Origin of the sequence: Bacillus bruguierae, from assembly GCF_037104725.1 — a bacterium.
Lineage (GTDB): Bacteria > Bacillota > Bacilli > Bacillales > Bacillaceae_G > Bacillus_A > Bacillus_A bruguierae.
The window spans coordinates 140,010-156,836 of the sequence record NZ_JBAWSX010000008.1; the positions used below are offsets into that span (position 1 = coordinate 140,010).

Genomic DNA, 16,827 nt, shown 5'->3' on the forward strand with positions numbered 1-16,827 from the left:
CCTTTGCCCCTATTAATTTATAGGTAACTTTATGACCATCTACTTCAAAGGTTGCATATTCTTTCTGTTCTAACCTTTTTTGAAACGTTGGTTTTTAACTTTGTTGTTTTTGTCTCAATCGTTTCTGTAGTCTTTGTAACAAGCTCTGGTTGAATCTCTTCTAACTTCCCATTTTTTTCGGTATGTATAGGCTCTGTATAGACTTTCTTTGTAAATGTTCCATTCTTGTTATCAAACACTTTTTCGTGTTCGGTTCGTTCTTCTACCACTTCAGTAGGTTTTTCGTCTGATGTTTGCTTCTGTTCAGTCGTTTCCTTTGCTTGCCCGGTAGAAGAAATCTCGCTTTCTTGCACTGGTTTGTCATTGTTCATCGTTTCAGCAATTGTCTCTATTGGAATAGAGGATACAATTAACGCCATCACGATAAGTTGGATCACATAGCGATACCATCGCCTTTTTCGTTTTTCCCTTTTCATACATTCACCTCGTTATTCTGTTATAAATCTTACAAAGAAGAATATAAAGAGAGGATATATAATGTAAAGACTGTTATATTGATAGGGAAATATTGGACGTTACTTTTTGAATATTTACTGACAGTTGTTAAAAATGTATTCTCAACTACTCTATCTTTTAGTAAAATAAACGTACATGTAAGAAGATATTTCACCTTGTGTACTAATAATTTTATAAACATTTCAATTACGAAAAAAAGGCAGACTCATCATAGTGAGCCTGCTTTTCACAAAAACATCATAGTAAATTATGAAATCAAACTTATGGTGCATACTTCATATAACATAACTGCTTTTTTATGAATCAATCTGTAAGAAAACCACTTTTTCATGGCAATAGAAGCTAGGAAAAAGTGGTTTTCTATTTTTGTATGTATATTCTATCCCTTTGAACAGGTATTTAGCATTTACTTCACTGCTTCTTTCAGCTGTTTCCCAGCTTTAAAAGCAGGCACTTTCGTTGCTGGTAACTGTATTTCTTCTCCAGTTTGTGGATTACGTCCTGTACGTGCAGAGCGTTCTCGCACCTCAAATGTACCAAATCCAATCAATTGTACCGATTCTCCGTTTTGTAAAGTATGTGTGATTTGTTCGAATATTGTTTGTAGACATGTTGCTACGTCTTTTTGAGATAGAGCTGTTTGTTCAGCAACCTTTTTAATCAGTTCTGTTTTATTCATATGTATACCTCCAAAAGCTGTGTTTATGTAGGTTGTAATTATAACGTTTTTACTGTCAATGTACAAACTTATGATGGTGAAATGTAACTTACCGATATAATCTATACAACATAACACATCTTACTAGTATCTATTTGTCGAAGAATAAGGAAAAAATCTATAAAATCACTTGAATATTTAACCTATATAGGTTAAATCCCTGTAAGGAGATAATACAAAAATGAATTTATGAATTAGAGGGGTACAGCCGAGATACGTGTAAAAATAGTCATAGGCTTACTTTTATTTCTAACCATGACCTATTGAGGGACTGACGGCCAAATGCAGATTTTATACGCTAAGACAGTTTCCAAAAGTGAAATATCATCTTTGCTACTATAAAAAAACAACTAGCTCCTCAAGAGGTGCTAGTTGACGTAAAATTCGTTCTCGGAAGTTAAACAGAAAATAATATATATAGTCTCGTAAAAGTTTTTTGTGTCATTATAGTTCAAGTGTTTGTGATTTAACTTTTGTGCATTTCCAGTATGTCTTCGATCCGTTATTTCTTAAAATACTATTTGGAGGTACTTGTTTTAATATTAGTAGAAGTGTAAGCATATCTACTGATGATGCCATTGAGTTCAACAATATTAAACATTTTAAAGTTGTTGTCAATGCACCGAAAACACTTAATAGAAGCGGTGTTAGGATTGAAATGATAAAAAAAGGAGCGATTGTAATAAGCACAAATCTTGGTTTTGAAATCTCTTCTTCTGTTGCAACAAATCCTCCAAAGAGAGTGAGTCCAATCCATGTTTTTTCTGATTTAATGAAATTAGGTATAAAGATTAAATGAATTAACTCGTGAAGGATTACAAGAAAAATAATGAGAAGTAGGGATACTAAGTCGATGGTTATGAATACCCCCTCTGTTGTTAATCCAAACTCACGTAAGGATATATCAGAAAAAATATTGATTGTCCCTATCGAAATAAGTGCATTTATAATCATAAAAGGAACGGACAGCAAAAGAGCGTTGACAAATTTTTTAGGTTCTTTCATTCGAGTCCAACCATCTTGTGTGAGTCTTATATCTAAGGTCTTATCCCCCTTTGGTACACTATTTCTTATTTTCGCCATGTTTTTCACTCCTTTTATAAAATAAACAGCAAACCCCCTTTCTATCAAAAAGAGTGGTATAGTGGCCTTAAAATAAGATATAAGAGATAAAGTCCAAGAAGAATGGCAGTTATTACACGTGATGTTGCCGCCAATCTTTGGTTCTGGTATAACTTATTCAAGAAAAAGAAGAACAGAACTATCCAAATTCCCTTTGAAAAAAACGTATACAGTATATTGAGTATAGTATCAAAAACTTGTATGAGAAAATTCATTAAGCCTCCCCCTTTTCCCTTATTATACCATCCGAGAAGAATGATACGTTGTGTAATTTAGGTTGTATATCCTATACATGTGAGGTTAACATAACGTCTCATTATAAAAAGTTGGATATCGTCAGGAATCCTTTTATACCATGGGATTCTCTTACTCTCGGATATTATAAAATTTGCAGGATTTTATACATTACCGCAATGGTGCGGGTTTTCAGGTTCCCGTTTGTTATTGGATTAGCCGAAAAACTGTATAAGATCCTGCATGCTCTTAGCGTTATTAAAATTACTTATTTTTATGTCAAAAATCGCTTAGCGTGGGGTTTTTCCAAAATGTTGGCGATACAACTCTTTAGAATGAATCATAATCTTTTTGAGTAGCTTCTCGCCTTTACTTCCCACTCAAGACCTAATCCTTTCATTCACATCACTAGATGTATCCCTCTATCGCACCAGAGGGTGGCACACAAGCCCCCTCCTATCAAACTAACAAATTCACGTTCACGTCTTGTACCTTTATCTCGTTGACTCTTTCCCATACTTAAATCTCCATTCTATAAAAGGATTATTTTGTTGACTTTTAATCATGCATACAACCAAAGGTAAACCATGATACAACGTTCTAAATTACATAAATTTACCATTATCCCAAAAGGAGGGTGAAAAATGAATAAATGGATTATCGCTATCATATATGCTTCTCTTTTAACAACATTGTGTTATTTATCAATTAAAACTTTACTTTCACTTGTCTTGAATGCCACTACATTCCCAATTCTTCAGATTTTTGTTGGTATATTAGGATTAATATTTGGTGTGTGGATATTAACATCTGGAATAAAAAAATATATTTCTTTTGCTACCGAAGATGAAAAGGAGCACCGAAAACTCAAAAACTTGTTTTCTATCATCTCAGTTTTATCTTGCTATACTACAATTATGTTATTTTTTATCTAATTCATCTTACAATTTATACATATACTAATTCTGTTTCATGTGAATAAACTTCAATGTTCCGTTAACACTGTAGATACCTTAGTCTCCACTTCCCTTGAGGCTGAGCAGATAGCGAAGGTTATCTGCTCTTTTTTCAAAACAAATTAGCTATATTTACTAATGCTATTTCTCGAAAAATCATGTTAAAGTTGCATAGCATAGGTTTTTACATGTCAGCATTGCATTTTAGGTCTCGTATATTAACGAGACCTCTTTTTTAGCGCAAATACGCACCTTTAAATTGGACACATTTACCAATATATTTTTTTGAAAATTCATGTTAAATTTACTCAGTCGAGCACGCCATTACTTGACACATTACCCGTAGAAGTCCCGTATACCCCGGGACTTCTTTTTTTAAGCATTCCTAAGTTAATCAACCAAAAATTATGTTTCCTTCAAAGGTATAGCATTTTACTGGTTTAATTTCCCCAATATAAGTTTTCAAGATGCGGATGTCCAGTTGGTTTAATTCCTATTAACATAACTTTTTTATTCGCAACTATTGCTCCTTTTACATATAAAAAAGCCCCTCAATCCTAAAAAGGACGAGGGACTCCCGTGGTACCACCTTTATTAGCTACGATTGCATAGCTCTCTTTATGATTTGAATAACGTCGAAATAACCGTCAAAGCCTACTCAATTCAGCTTGCGGCTCCAGAGCCCACTCCATATTTTCCCCTTTTGTTTTAACCTATAATGCTCACTTTTGTGCAGGTCATAAACGCCCTCCACACATAAATGAAACAAATCAATTGGGTGGTTTTTACATTAACACCCAATCCGTTTTTTTATTTCCGCTAAATTCACCTTAGCAATTCCCCTTGCCCGCTCTGCTCCTTTTTCTATTGCTTCTTGAACTAAATGCGGTTCATTCATATACATTTCATATTTCTTCCTTGGCTCTTCTAACTCACGATTGATGACGCGGAATAGCTCTTTTTTTACATCCCCCCAGCCAATGCCTGTTGCGTATCGCTCTTTCATCTTTTCGATTTCCTCAGCTGTCGCAAATTCTTTATACAGCATAAATAATGTTTCAAGTTCCTTCGGTTCACTTGGTAAAGAAGAATCTGTTTTTATTTTGAAAATAAGTTTTTTCAGCTTTTCTGGCTCTTCAAATAATGGAATGACATTTCCATAGCTTTTACTCATTTTTCGTCCATCAAGGCCTGGTACAATTGCTCCTTCTTCTTGAATGATATACTCTGGCAATATAAAGATTTCCCCAAATGCATTATTAAAATACGAAGCAATATCTCTCGCAATTTCTACATGCTGAATTTGATCTTTTCCAACTGGAACATAGTTTGATTGAAATAATAGAATATCGGCAGCCATTAAAATAGGATACGTATATAATCCCATGTTTACACCCGTATCTACATCTACTCCTGCTTCTATATTTTGATCAACCTTTGCTTTGTAAGCGTGAGCGCGGTTCATTAAGCCTTTCGGAGTAAGACAAGCTAAAATCCAGTATAATTCTAAGATTTCTGGTACATCTGATTGACGATAAAAAATTACATGTTCATCTAAGCCTAATGATAACCATGTCGCTGCTACTTCCTTTGTATACTCACGAAACTTTCTTGGATCTTGTACGGCATTCAATGCATGATAATCGGCAATAAAATATAACGCCTCTCTATCCCTTTGTTTAGAAAGTTGCAAGGCTGGTTTAATTGCCCCAATATAGTTTCCAAGATGCGGATGTCCAGTTGGTTTAATTCCTGTTAACATAACTTTTTTATTCACAACTACTCCTCCTTTACCATATAAAAAAGCCCCTCAATCCTAACAAGGACGAGGGACTCCCGCGGTACCACCTTTATTAGCTACAATTACATAGCTCTCTTTATGATTCGAATAACGTCGAAACAACCGTCAAATCCTACTCAATTCGGCTTGCAGCTCCAGAGCCCATTCTATATTTTTCCCTTACTGATTTTCACCAACCATCAGCTCTCTATAAAGTTCCAAATATGTACTCTTCTCTATCATCGCTTTTTCTTTTATTTTCCCCTTATTATACCACAATATTTTTTTAGATAAAAGAGAACTTTCTGTCTTATTAAGCAGGAATTTTCCTTTTTTTAGCTAATTATATATAAGTTCACGGAAAAGATTCATTCAACTACGGAGGATTTATTATGGTAAAATACATTTCAATTCTAGGATCAACTGGTTCGATTGGGACATCAGCTCTAGATGTAGTTGCTGCTCACCCAGAACATTTTCAAATTATTGGTTTAACTGCAAATGAAAATATTGATATGCTAGAACAACAAATCCAAACATTTCAGCCGCGCATTGTAAGCGTAAGCACGAAAGAATTAGCAAATACACTGCGCTCACGAATTTCTACTCAAACAAAAGTTGTATACGGAGAAGACGGCTTAATTGAAGTTGCTACGCATCCCAACACTAACCTTGTCTTAACTTCCGTCGTTGGTGTAGCGGGACTGCTTCCAACAATTGAGGCCTTAAAAGCGAAAAAAGACATTGCGATTGCAAATAAAGAAACATTAGTGGCAGCAGGTCATATTGTTACAGAATTAGCAAAGAAAAATGATTGTCGCCTTATTCCAGTAGATAGTGAGCATTCTGCTATTTTCCAATGCTTAAATGGTGAAAATAATAAAGAAATTGAAAAGTTAATTGTAACAGCGTCTGGCGGTGCATTTAGAGATAAAACACGTGAAGAAATGAAACTTCTCAAAGCGAAAGATGCACTAAAACATCCAAACTGGCTCATGGGAGCAAAATTAACAATTGACTCTGCAACATTACTAAATAAAGGATTTGAAGTAATGGAAGCACGTTGGTTATTTGACGTTCCCTATGAAAAAATCGATGTTATGATTCATAAAGAAAGCATTATTCACTCTCTTGTAGAGTTTGTAGATGGCTCTATTATGGCTCAGCTCGGGGCACCTGATATGCGTATGCCGATTCAATATGCATTCCACTATCCATCGCGTTTAGCATCTTCTTTTAAAAAATTAAATTTATTAGAAATTGGCAGCTTGCATTTTGAAAAACCTAATTTAGAGAAATTCCCTTGCCTTCACTATGCTTATGAATCTGGGAAAATTGGTGGGACAACTCCGGCTGTATTAAATGCTGCAAATGAAATTGCAAATGCTTTATATTTACAAGATAAAATTTCGTTTTTTGACATTGAAAAAACAATTTATTCTGCGCTAGAATCTCATCATAATATTGCAAACCCTTCATTAGAAGAGGTATTAGCAGCTGATCAATGGGCACGTCAATATGCTAATCAATTACTTGTAAAAATGTAAAAATACTGATACGAAAGAGTGAGAATATAAGGTTCTCACTCTTTTCATAAAAGGAGGTCTTCATTTGATTCGAAAATTATCTCCTTCTTCTATTGAAGAAGCTGCGGAAATTTTAGAAGTTCAAATTCCCGCATATAAAATTGAAGCACAGTACATTCAAAACGATTCAATTCCTCGATTATATGATACGATTGTTGATATTCAAAATTGTAATGAAATCTTTTATGGATACTTCATTGATAATACGTTAGCTGGATTTATTTCGTTTCTATATGAGGACGCTGTTGTTGATATTCATCGTCTCGTTGTTTCCCCTACATATTTTCATAGAGGAATTGCAACAGCACTATTGCAACACCTATTTCAACTACATGAAGAAACAACAAACTATATTGTACAAACCGGTAAGAAAAACACGCCTGCACTTTCTTTATATAAGAAACATAATTTTATAGAAACAAAAGAAATTACATTACCAGACGGTCTCGTTCTTGTACAGTTAACAAAGCTAAAATAAATTGATTAACTTGGATAAATATGTTAATTTAATTTATATAACCTTTCGCTTAATCCAAATTTTTGGAACGGGGAAACCACTTCTGTGGCATTTGCCACTTGGGGCGAATCTTTTTTTAGTAGGGATACTCTCACATTCCGAGTCCGACAGCTAACCTCGTAAGCGTATTGAGAGAGGAAGGTGCTTTTTACTTATGCTACAAAGCGTTCCTCCTTAACTCTAACAATATGTTTTTTATTTACTACAAGTATATTGTTAGATAAAAGGAGATGATTTTCATGTTACGTATATCTGACCATGAAAAGAAAACAATGGAGCAAAGAGAAAAATTAGAACAACACCGTCCGTATTATACAATAAAAACAGCAAGTTGCATTCAACATAAATATTTTATGCAACATATTGTTCAGTATAGAAAGTAAGAAAATAGCGGAAGCATTGCATTATTGCAATGCTTCCGCTATTTTATATAACTTGAACTCGCTTTTTTCTTCGCTCGATGCCTTTTTACTTTTGCAATTGTTCCGCAAGCTCGTCCCCCTTCTCCTTCAGCGTACATACCGCACCAACGTTTACTACTGTTACGAGATTGATCGTAAAACACCCATTTACAATCTGGACAAGCTTTTAATCTCCCCCACTGTTTGTTTGTAATGGCAGAGATAATAATCCGCAATATAAATGTATATAAATTTTCCTCACCAATTGCTTGATATGTAATGCCGTTTGATTCATCGTCAATCATTACTTGCAATGGATATTTTTCAAACAACGGCTGTAACGGCTTCTGTTGCTCCACTGCCTCACGAATCGTATCTCGGAAATTTTTCACTTCTTTCACTGAAGCAAAAGGAAGCTTTTCATTCCACTGCTCAATCATAAACTGATGTATATCTTCTTCCGATTCAAAAAAATCAATTGGTTCTCTCGTCTCATTTGGTATTCTCCATGTATTTAAAAGCGCCCTTATACTTTCTAACATCTCTGGTGCAGTTTGGTTGTTACTCAAAATCACCACCAACTTTCCATAGTTTACTTTATCTCTTATTTTCAGTATAATCATAACATAAAAGTGTTAACCGTTATAATTTTTAGATGGTTAACAAAAGGAGTGAATACTTTGAGGTCTTTTTCATTACCTATTCGTTTTGTATTATTTTCTTCTTTTTTTATGACGCTCGGTCATTTTGCTGTGATGGCTTTTTTAGCTATCTATTTATCTAATTTTTTACATTTTTCCGCTATGCAAGTTGGTACAATTTTAACCGCCCTTACGATTACCTCTCGAATATTCCCATTACTTACGGGAATACTTGCAGATCGGATTGGCTATATTACCATGATGATAACCGGAATGATTTTACGAGGTATTGGTTTTCTTTCTTTAGGAATATTTTCTGGATTTCACCCCATTATGCTTGCAACAATATTCATTGGATTTGGAACAGCTTTCTATGAACCTTCTGCACGCGCTGTCTTTGGTTCTCAACCAGCTCATATAAGAAAAGATACCTTTACATACCTAAATCTCTTTTTAAACGGCGGAGCAATTATTGGGCCGATTGCAGGGAGTATACTACTTCAATGGAATCCTATGTATCCATTTATATTTACCGGATCACTCATGTTCGTTCTAGCATTCCTGTTCTTTCTTCTTAGATCTCACTTTCATGTTACTGTGCATAAAACACAACTTTTAACAGGAATAAAAGCAGCCGGACAAAACAAACACTTTCTATCTTTTTCATTCATCATGGTGTTTTTTTATACGATGTTTACACAACTTACAGTTGCACTACCACTTCATATGAATAATATAAGCCACGATCAAAACTTAGTAGGACTCGTCATTACAACAAACGCCATTACAGGTTTTTTATTTATGATTGCATTTAAATATCTTTTCAAAAAATATCATGCACTTTCTCTTGTAAAGTATGGTGTATTACTAATGGGGTTATCTTTTCTTCTTATCCCATTTTCTTTTCATCCAAATTGGCTACTAGTATGTGTCATTTTATTTACGATTGGAGAAACGCTTGTATTACCTAATGCCGATATTGCTGTAGCAAACTTTAGTAACGAACAATACACAGCAACCTATTTTGGTTTCTTCCAGCTATCACTAGCGCTTGGATTTACTATCGGAAACTATACAGGAACTTTCTTTACGAAGTATTGGCAAAATATGAGTTTTCCTTGGATTATTTTTGGTCTTTTAGGCATTGTTGGATTTTCACTTCTTCATTTTTTAAATCGAACTGTTAAAATAGATGAAAATCTATTGCATATAAACCAGAGTATGTAACATTTTTACATACTCTGGTTTTACTTTCACATATGTTAAGTTAATCTACACCACAACCAAAAATACCCTTTTATTCATATATTTGTTACAATATAAAGGGGCAATAAATTACTTCGAAAGGAATGAAACATATCATGACAAAAGAAACAAACAAATCCCGTATTATTTTCATGACTTTAGTTTCCGCGTTATTCTTCTGTTCTTTATTGATTGCGGCTTCACTTTCTCCACTTGCTGATTCCGGGCCTAACGCCAATAAGTTTGGTACTTTTAATATGTGGGTAAGTATAGGTATGGTTCTTGCGTTTTATATTCTGCCTTTAATTTTATATATAGTCGGAGTGCACATCATGAAGCTCATTATGGCCGTATTTTGTGGAGTTGGACTTCTTATGTGCCTGACTACACTCGTAGTCATTTTAACGATGGAGATATCCCCTACTTTACTAGTACTTTGCATAGCTACTTTAATCGTGAATGTTATGTGGTATTTCATAGCTTTTCGTTCCTCATCAAAGCCGAATCATCAAAAACGCTTTATCTAATATAACAAGTTATTTACAATACAACCTGTTTTAAGGAGCTACTAAAATGAAAATTACATTTGTAAAAGTTGAGGTGTTATTACCAGAGGAATGCATAGAAACATTAAGAAATAGATTAAACGAAATTGGTATTTTAGCGGTAGGTAAGTATGATCATGTTATTTCTTACTCACTTGTTAAAGGATCTTGGAGACCACTAGAAGGAGCAAAACCTTTTAACGGTACTACAGGTGAAATATGCTTTGGCACTGAATATAAAATGGAATTTAGGTGTTTGTATGAGAAAATTGAAGAAGTGTTACGTATTATCAAAAGCATTCATCCATATGAGGAACCCATAATTCATGTATTGCCATTATTGTTCTAAGTGAAACATTATAAAATTTGTAAAAGAAAATGCGAAGCAACTCAGCTTCGCATTTTTTAAGTCATACTCAAAATCATTCTGCCCATAATCTCTTTATATCAATTAATTGCTCATTATTAAATTTCATCTTGTATACATCCGGTTTTGATGTCTCCATTAAAAATTCATATCCATATTGACTATCATAATATTCCATCATTAAAGTCATAACAAGTCCATGAGTACCAATTACAATTTTATGCCCTTTAAAATTCTTTAATATCTCTTTCAATACTGCCACAGCACGGCTCTGACAATCTGCTTTTGATTCTCCGCCTCGTAATGAAAAATTCGGATGCGAAAACATCTTCTTTACAAGTGGATACAATTCCTTATCTGATATTATCGTATCCTCACTTGTAAACACACATTCTCTAAGGTTTTCGTCTACTAATATATCTTTCTCATAAAAATGAGCTAACTCCTCTATCGTCAACACAGCTCGGCTGTATGGGCTTGAAATGAACGTGTCTACTCCTTCATCTTTCAATAATTCAGTTATTCTATACGCATCAACCTTCCCCTTCTCAGTCAATCCACGCGTTCGTTCGTTCCCATCTGTTTTAGGCGATTCACCATGCCTAACCATGTAAATGTATGTATACATAATTTCCTCCCAAAATTACTCTGATTTTCTATTCATTAATATCCATTTTAATTTTTCAACATATAAGTCGCTGCTATGCAGAATACACCATGACCTGTGCTCGTTTTCTCCTTTTGTTTTCAACATTGCATGTGGCAGAAAAAGACTCTGACCGTTTCTATGCATGGCCAGATGCTCTCGCCCGCCTAAAAAGAAAGAGTGTTTTTATCTCGATTCTTTAATTTGTATTTATATAGGATTTAACTTCGCTAAAACTTACACAGCCGTAGATGTTGCTAATTTCTTGTATTCTTAGAATCTCTTTTTCTTTGCCTTTATAATTAAAAAACTTGGTTGTTTTAAGAGCTTTTCATAAGATGATGGGTAATTTCTTCTAAATTCTTCCGTAGGGATCGGTTCAATCATTTTTTCAATTTCAAAATGATGAAGTGTATCATTGATAATGTCTTGCAGTGGCCGGCGGTAAAAATACATGTCAACATATTTACCGCTTTTCTTCCATCTATCGTGAAGAAATTCACGCTTAAAGTATTCTTTATTCTCTGAAAAATGAATATCCATTGTTGGATGATGAACGGAGAACAAAAATGTTCCACCTGGCTTTAATAGTCTCACAAATTCAGCAAATGTTCGGTTCCAATCTGCAATATAGTGAAGAGCTAACGAGCTAACAATACAATCATATGTACTGTCTGCAAAAGGTAACGCATTTTCAAAATCTAGTTGATAAACCTCTGCTTTCTTCCCTATTCTTCTTTTTGTAGCCGCAACCATCTCGCTACTAACATCAATCGCGGTTACATTTGCTCCCCTATTTAGAAACTGTTCTGTATACCATCCTGCTGCACACCCAGCATCGAGTACATGTATTCCTTTCATACTGCTAGGCAACTGATCCACCATAGCCGGACGTTCATACTCTGTATTATACGGACTCTCATAATCGACACTATGTTCGTAATGACTAGCTAGTATATCGTATGCATCAATAATTTGCTGTTTATTCATATTCCATCCCCCTCTCGTTCTAAAAGACGTAATTTTCATTTTATCATATTTTTAAATAATTAGTAATATTTACCATAAAATTAAAAAGAATCCATTTTGAAAAAAATTGTTCAAAATGGATTCTTATCCAACAGATTTAAGATTGATCATTTTCTACTTGTATTGCTTCATAATTGTACCCTTTAGTTCATTGAACTACCCCCACCTACCGTTTCGCGCTTGAGGTGAGGGTCTTCTTGCTAGGCATGATTAAAAATGGTAGTTATTTACTCTTTTCCATGACTGCAAAGTAATTTCCTTCACTATCTGCAAAGTTAAATACTCTACCAGAAGGCATATTTACAATTTCTCCGACTGTAACATTTTTATTTGATAAGTCGTTATGTAATTTATCGAGATTTTTTGAGAAAAACATTAAAGAAGGTGTACCAAGGTTTAATTCAGGTTCCATTTTTGAGATTAATTCCTTATCGTGGAGTATAATACTTGTTTCTGCATCATTTGTTGGGGCGATTTCAATCCATCTCATTCCTTGACCGTTATCTTCTTCAGAAATTACACTAAACCCTACTTTTTCAGTCCAAAAATTCACTGCCTCATCTTGATTATTTACATACAGCATAACTTGACCGACTTTATTAATCATTAATTTCCCCCTAAATGTTTTAGTGTTCTTAATTTAATTTCTACAATCACCACAAATAATCCTTTTTATCTAAACTTCTCCAAACTCTACACCAATTTCATTATAAATATCCAATTTTATTAAAAAGCCTTATTCCATGAAATGGCCCGTTTGTGGAACCAAAAATCTGCATACCAATACAGGATTTTTAATCAAACCTTATTATAAATTATCAATCTTTTTCGTTCTTTTTGTTCTGAGGAATAAAAGAATATGAACTAAAACTTTGTTTAGCACCGTCTAGGAATAGTACCCACAATGTAGAAGGAATTTAATGTTATTTCTTAACCCTCAAAGTAGTATCAGCTTAAAACACGTAGATATTTGCGGATATACCTTTTTTCGAACTATTACGTCATGATTGTCAGACGTCCAATTTGATTACACTCTTCAGCGAACCAAATATCGCCATCCGGACAAATCGCGATACCATGCGGCTCTGCATTCTTTGTAGGTATCGTATATTCTGTAATAACTCCTTCAATTGTAATTCGGCTGATTTGGTTACCGCCCCATTCCGTGAACCAGAGATCCCCATTCTTCCCGGATATGATGGCATGAGGGCGAGCGTTCGGCGTTGGTATAACAAATTCACTGACCTCGCCTAAGGGCGTAATTCTACCGATTTTATTACCCATGATTTGCACAAACCATAATGCTCCATCGGTTCCGCTTGTAATACCAACTGGCCCAGAGTTAGGTGTTGGGAGCGGATATTCCGTCACCTCACCTTTGGTGGTTATTTTCCCAATCGTATTGTTCTGATTCTGTGTAAACCATAATGCCCCGTCTGATCCCGAAGTAATAAAAGAGGGAAATGATTTTGGATTAGGCAATTCAAATTCGGTGATTTCCCCTGAATTTGTGATTCTTCCAATCCTACCGCTATTCATTTCTGTAAACCATATTGCTCCATCAGGACCTTCCGTTATGCCAAAAGGTGCAGCTTTCGCCGTAGGGAGTTCATATTCTGCAAAAATACCGTTCATCGACATTTTCCCGATCTTACTCGCGTTATATTCTGTAAACCATAATTCGCCAGTCCTGTCTGAAATGATTGACATAACTCCTGCATTCGGTGTCGGAATGGAAAAAGAATTTATTTCACCTTTAGCATTTATTCGGCCGATTCGATTCCCCTTCTGTTCCGTAAACCACAATGCCCTGTCTTTTCCAGCGGTTATTCCGTATGGTCCTGAATCTTTATTAACCGGATATTCTTGTATCGTGATTCTCATATCATTTACCTCCCAATAAAGCATCATAACTGCTGTTTCATTTTTCTCAGCGTATCCAAATCTCCACTTACGATGGCGCCAATATACTGGTTGATAAGTTCGATATCGTAATCCCACCATTTTATGTCCAATAATTCTTGAATGACCTCTGGTGCGAAACGCTTTCGTATTTCCCTGGCAGGATTTCCACCAACTATAGTATAGGGTGCAACATCCTTTACGACTACGGCTTCAGCGCTTATAATTGCCCCGTCACTGATGCGCACACCCGGCATAATAGTTGCACGTCTGCCGATCCAGACGTCGTTACCAACAATCGTATCCCCTTTAATCGGCAATTGTTTTAAAGATGGCGTGTGTCTTTCCCAACCGTTGCCAAAAATGTTGAATGGAAAGGTTGATCCATCCATTCTGTGGTTACCGCCATCCATCATAAACCTGACTTCGGGAGCAATTGAACAAAACTTGCCGATTATCAATTTTGTCCCAATGACTTCATAATGGTACAAGACTTGATCCTCAAACAATTCTCCGTTCAATGCATCGTAGTAGGAGTAATCTCCAGCTATGATATTAGGCTTTGTTATTGTGTTTCTAATGAACTGTACATTTGTATTTCCGGGTATTGGATACTTATCGTTTGGGTTTGGTCCCATCATTAACATCATTCCTTCAACAGAATTCAATTCACCATTCAACTTTCATGCGAAAGTCGGAGGGACGCCAAGATTATGCACATTTAATCGTTCTCTCTTTATTTTCAAACATTTTTGTCATCTTTATTATATCAGGAAAATACACCCAGAAGAACATAAATATCCCACACAATCATAACCACCCTAATATCCCAGATATGAAACGACGTGCATCTTTTACATTTCGCCTGCCAGTAACCATGTCATGCATCAAATTTAAAGCCATAAAATCCGCTGCTTCTTGATCACATTTAGCCGTAACTTCACCAGCAGTTCGATCTATATATAAACTGCCATCAAACTGTGTCAATTCATCAAAAAATGGAACAGGCGCTTTATAATCAATGGTTTGTGCCAAATAATCAAGATGGGGAATCGGAAAATTATGAGGTACCGTATCAAGATGAACAACCGTACGCTTCCAAGGGCCATTGTTATGTCAAATAATTCTTCTAGAACTTGCTTCATTAGGTAAACCATATTTATTGATTAAAATCGAACGTTTTTTCTATTTTTACATAAAAAAACCAAAGAAGCAGCAACTATACAGTTGCTGCTTCTTCTTGTAAATCCATTTTACGAATTTCGATACGTTTAATTTGATGTACGTCTTTTTCTAAAACTTTAAATTCATATCCTTCTGTTTCAACAAATTGTCCTTCTTGAATTTCGTGATTTTGTGTCATCACCCAGCCGCCAATTGTATCAACTTCTACTTCATCAATGTGTAATCCAAATAAATCTTGAATCTCACTAATCAATACTTTACCGTCAACGATTTTATGATGCTCGTCAACATGATGAATTGGAGGATGCTCATCTTCATCATATTCATCACGAATTTCACCAACAATTTCTTCTAATATATCTTCAAGCGTCACAATTCCCGCTGTCCCGCCATATTCATCATATAACACAGCCATTGGAATCCTCTTCTTTTGCATTTGCAGAAGCAAATCATGGATTGGAATTGTCTCCATTACCTCAATAATAGGACGCATAAATGTTTTGATAGATTGTAGATCTTCTTTGTCGTTTTTCATATAACGAATAAAGAAATCTTTTACGTTCACCATACCGATAATATCATCTTTATCTTCTCCAAAGATCGGGTAACGTGTATACTTTTCACTTCGGATAACTTTCATATGATCTTCTACTGAATCTTCAAGATAGAAACCAACGATTTCTGTGCGCGGCACCATAATCTCTTTTGCAATGCGATTATCAAATTCAAAAATATTGTTTACATATTTATACTCCGCCTGATTAATTTCCCCATTTTCATAGCTCTCTGAAAGAATTAAACGTAATTCTTCTTCCGAGTGTGCTACCTCATGCTCAGAAGCTGGTTTTAATCCGAATAAACCAGTTACAAGACGCGCCGATTTATTTAACATCCAAATAAACGGGAACATGATTTTGTAAAACATAATAAGCGGTGCTGCAAACAACATTGTAATTGTCTCTGCCTTTTGAATTGCTACTGTTTTCGGTGCTAGCTCACCAACAACAACATGTAAAAAGGTAACCGTTGCAAATGCAAGAATATACGATACTGAATTCGCAGCTGCTTCTGGAAAATGTAAATCTTGAAATAACGGTTGTAATAATCGATGAACCGTAGGCTCTCCAAGCGATCCGAGCGCAAGAGCTGTGATAGTAATCCCTAACTGACATGCCGATAAATATTCATCTAAATTTGCTGTTACCTTTTTGGCTGCTAATGCGCCTCGTTTTCCTTCTGCAACAAGTTGGTCAATCCGACTTGAACGCACCTTAACCATAGCAAACTCTGCTGCCACGAAAAATCCAGTAAATGCGATTAAAATCGCAATCATAACTAAATTAAATATTTCCAAAGAATCCCCCCTAGTTCGAAAACTAAGGTGTCCACCTCCTGTATGAATAGTTGCTTTTTTTACTCTCTACATTTAGAAAATAA

Annotated in this window: 19 protein-coding genes, 1 riboswitch and 1 other annotated feature; of the genes, 7 read left to right on the forward strand and 12 right to left on the reverse strand. The window is 35.1% G+C overall.

Features of this window, described 5'->3' with window-relative positions; translation table 11 throughout:
• Positions 1-44 precede the first annotated feature (44 nt).
• The 3 genes from WAZ07_RS14890 to WAZ07_RS14900 form a co-directional block, all read right to left on the reverse strand.
• A complete protein-coding gene (locus WAZ07_RS14890) occupies positions 45-476 on the reverse strand; it encodes a hypothetical protein (RefSeq protein WP_336473096.1) in 432 nt (143 codons plus the stop codon).
• 446 nt (positions 477-922) lie between these two features.
• Positions 923-1,195, reverse strand: coding sequence for an HU family DNA-binding protein (locus WAZ07_RS14895; protein ID WP_336473097.1), 273 nt, complete (start codon positions 1,193-1,195; stop codon positions 923-925).
• A gap of 483 nt (positions 1,196-1,678) precedes the next feature.
• Positions 1,679-2,317, reverse strand: coding sequence for a DUF3267 domain-containing protein (locus WAZ07_RS14900; RefSeq protein WP_336473098.1), 639 nt, complete (start codon positions 2,315-2,317; stop codon positions 1,679-1,681).
• A gap of 917 nt (positions 2,318-3,234) precedes the next feature.
• On the opposite strand from WAZ07_RS14900, the gene WAZ07_RS14905 reads away from it, so the two are divergent.
• The gene (locus WAZ07_RS14905) at positions 3,235-3,525 is read left to right on the forward strand and encodes a hypothetical protein (protein WP_336473099.1); all 291 of its coding nucleotides are present in this window, start codon (positions 3,235-3,237) and stop codon (positions 3,523-3,525) included.
• Between the two features lie 811 nt (positions 3,526-4,336).
• Here WAZ07_RS14905 and WAZ07_RS14910 read toward each other — a convergent pair.
• A complete protein-coding gene (locus WAZ07_RS14910; RefSeq protein ID WP_336473100.1) occupies positions 4,337-5,323 on the reverse strand; it encodes a tryptophan--tRNA ligase in 987 nt (328 codons plus the stop codon).
• A 41-nt stretch (positions 5,324-5,364) separates the two neighbouring features.
• Positions 5,365-5,578 (reverse strand) — a binding site (T-box leader).
• Between the two features lie 140 nt (positions 5,579-5,718).
• Here WAZ07_RS14910 and WAZ07_RS14915 point away from each other — a divergent pair.
• The 3 genes from WAZ07_RS14915 (at position 5,719) to WAZ07_RS14925 (ending at position 7,812) form a co-directional block, all read left to right on the forward strand.
• Complete coding sequence (locus tag WAZ07_RS14915) at positions 5,719-6,873, forward strand: 1-deoxy-D-xylulose-5-phosphate reductoisomerase (RefSeq protein WP_336473101.1); 1,155 nt, start codon at positions 5,719-5,721, stop codon at positions 6,871-6,873.
• 64 nt (positions 6,874-6,937) lie between these two features.
• On the forward strand, positions 6,938-7,390 hold the full coding sequence (locus tag WAZ07_RS14920) for a GNAT family N-acetyltransferase (protein WP_090917284.1): 453 nt from the start codon (positions 6,938-6,940) through the stop codon (positions 7,388-7,390).
• Positions 7,391-7,426: 36 nt separating this feature from the next.
• Positions 7,427-7,571: riboswitch (cyclic di-AMP (ydaO/yuaA leader) on the forward strand.
• Positions 7,572-7,668: 97 nt separating this feature from the next.
• Entirely contained in the window at positions 7,669-7,812 is a 144-nt protein-coding gene (locus tag WAZ07_RS14925) for a hypothetical protein (RefSeq protein WP_090917286.1), read from the forward strand.
• A gap of 38 nt (positions 7,813-7,850) precedes the next feature.
• On the opposite strand, the gene WAZ07_RS14930 is transcribed toward WAZ07_RS14925, so the two are convergent.
• Complete coding sequence (locus WAZ07_RS14930) at positions 7,851-8,372, reverse strand: CGNR zinc finger domain-containing protein (protein WP_336473173.1); 522 nt, start codon at positions 8,370-8,372, stop codon at positions 7,851-7,853.
• Positions 8,373-8,510: 138 nt separating this feature from the next.
• Between WAZ07_RS14930 and WAZ07_RS14935 the strand changes: the two genes are divergently transcribed.
• The 3 genes from WAZ07_RS14935 (at position 8,511) to WAZ07_RS14945 (ending at position 10,610) form a co-directional block, all read left to right on the forward strand.
• Positions 8,511-9,698, forward strand: a complete 1,188-nt coding sequence (locus WAZ07_RS14935) for an MDR family MFS transporter (RefSeq protein ID WP_336473102.1) — start codon at positions 8,511-8,513, stop codon at positions 9,696-9,698.
• 134 nt (positions 9,699-9,832) lie between these two features.
• On the forward strand, positions 9,833-10,243 hold the full coding sequence (locus WAZ07_RS14940) for a DUF5391 family protein (RefSeq protein ID WP_336473103.1): 411 nt from the start codon (positions 9,833-9,835) through the stop codon (positions 10,241-10,243).
• A 46-nt stretch (positions 10,244-10,289) separates the two neighbouring features.
• Entirely contained in the window at positions 10,290-10,610 is a 321-nt protein-coding gene (locus WAZ07_RS14945; protein WP_336473104.1) for a YqfO family protein, read from the forward strand.
• Positions 10,611-10,683: 73 nt separating this feature from the next.
• Here the strand turns inward: WAZ07_RS14945 and WAZ07_RS14950 are convergent, their stop codons facing one another.
• From WAZ07_RS14950 to WAZ07_RS14980, 7 genes are all read right to left on the reverse strand, one after another.
• On the reverse strand, positions 10,684-11,256 hold the full coding sequence (locus WAZ07_RS14950) for a histidine phosphatase family protein (RefSeq protein WP_336473105.1): 573 nt from the start codon (positions 11,254-11,256) through the stop codon (positions 10,684-10,686).
• Positions 11,257-11,547: 291 nt separating this feature from the next.
• Complete coding sequence (locus WAZ07_RS14955) at positions 11,548-12,264, reverse strand: class I SAM-dependent methyltransferase (RefSeq protein WP_336473106.1); 717 nt, start codon at positions 12,262-12,264, stop codon at positions 11,548-11,550.
• A 262-nt stretch (positions 12,265-12,526) separates the two neighbouring features.
• Entirely contained in the window at positions 12,527-12,910 is a 384-nt protein-coding gene (locus WAZ07_RS14960) for a VOC family protein (RefSeq protein ID WP_336473107.1), read from the reverse strand.
• A 389-nt stretch (positions 12,911-13,299) separates the two neighbouring features.
• Positions 13,300-14,187, reverse strand: a complete 888-nt coding sequence (locus WAZ07_RS14965; protein ID WP_336473174.1) for a Vgb family protein — start codon at positions 14,185-14,187, stop codon at positions 13,300-13,302.
• 23 nt (positions 14,188-14,210) lie between these two features.
• Complete coding sequence (gene vat(I), locus WAZ07_RS14970; RefSeq protein ID WP_413788895.1) at positions 14,211-14,843, reverse strand: streptogramin A O-acetyltransferase Vat(I); 633 nt, start codon at positions 14,841-14,843, stop codon at positions 14,211-14,213.
• A gap of 172 nt (positions 14,844-15,015) precedes the next feature.
• Positions 15,016-15,240, reverse strand: a complete 225-nt coding sequence (locus WAZ07_RS14975; RefSeq protein WP_336473108.1) for a hypothetical protein — start codon at positions 15,238-15,240, stop codon at positions 15,016-15,018.
• 184 nt (positions 15,241-15,424) lie between these two features.
• On the reverse strand, positions 15,425-16,744 hold the full coding sequence (locus tag WAZ07_RS14980) for a hemolysin family protein (RefSeq protein ID WP_090917298.1): 1,320 nt from the start codon (positions 16,742-16,744) through the stop codon (positions 15,425-15,427).
• Between the last annotated feature and the right edge of the window lie 83 nt (positions 16,745-16,827).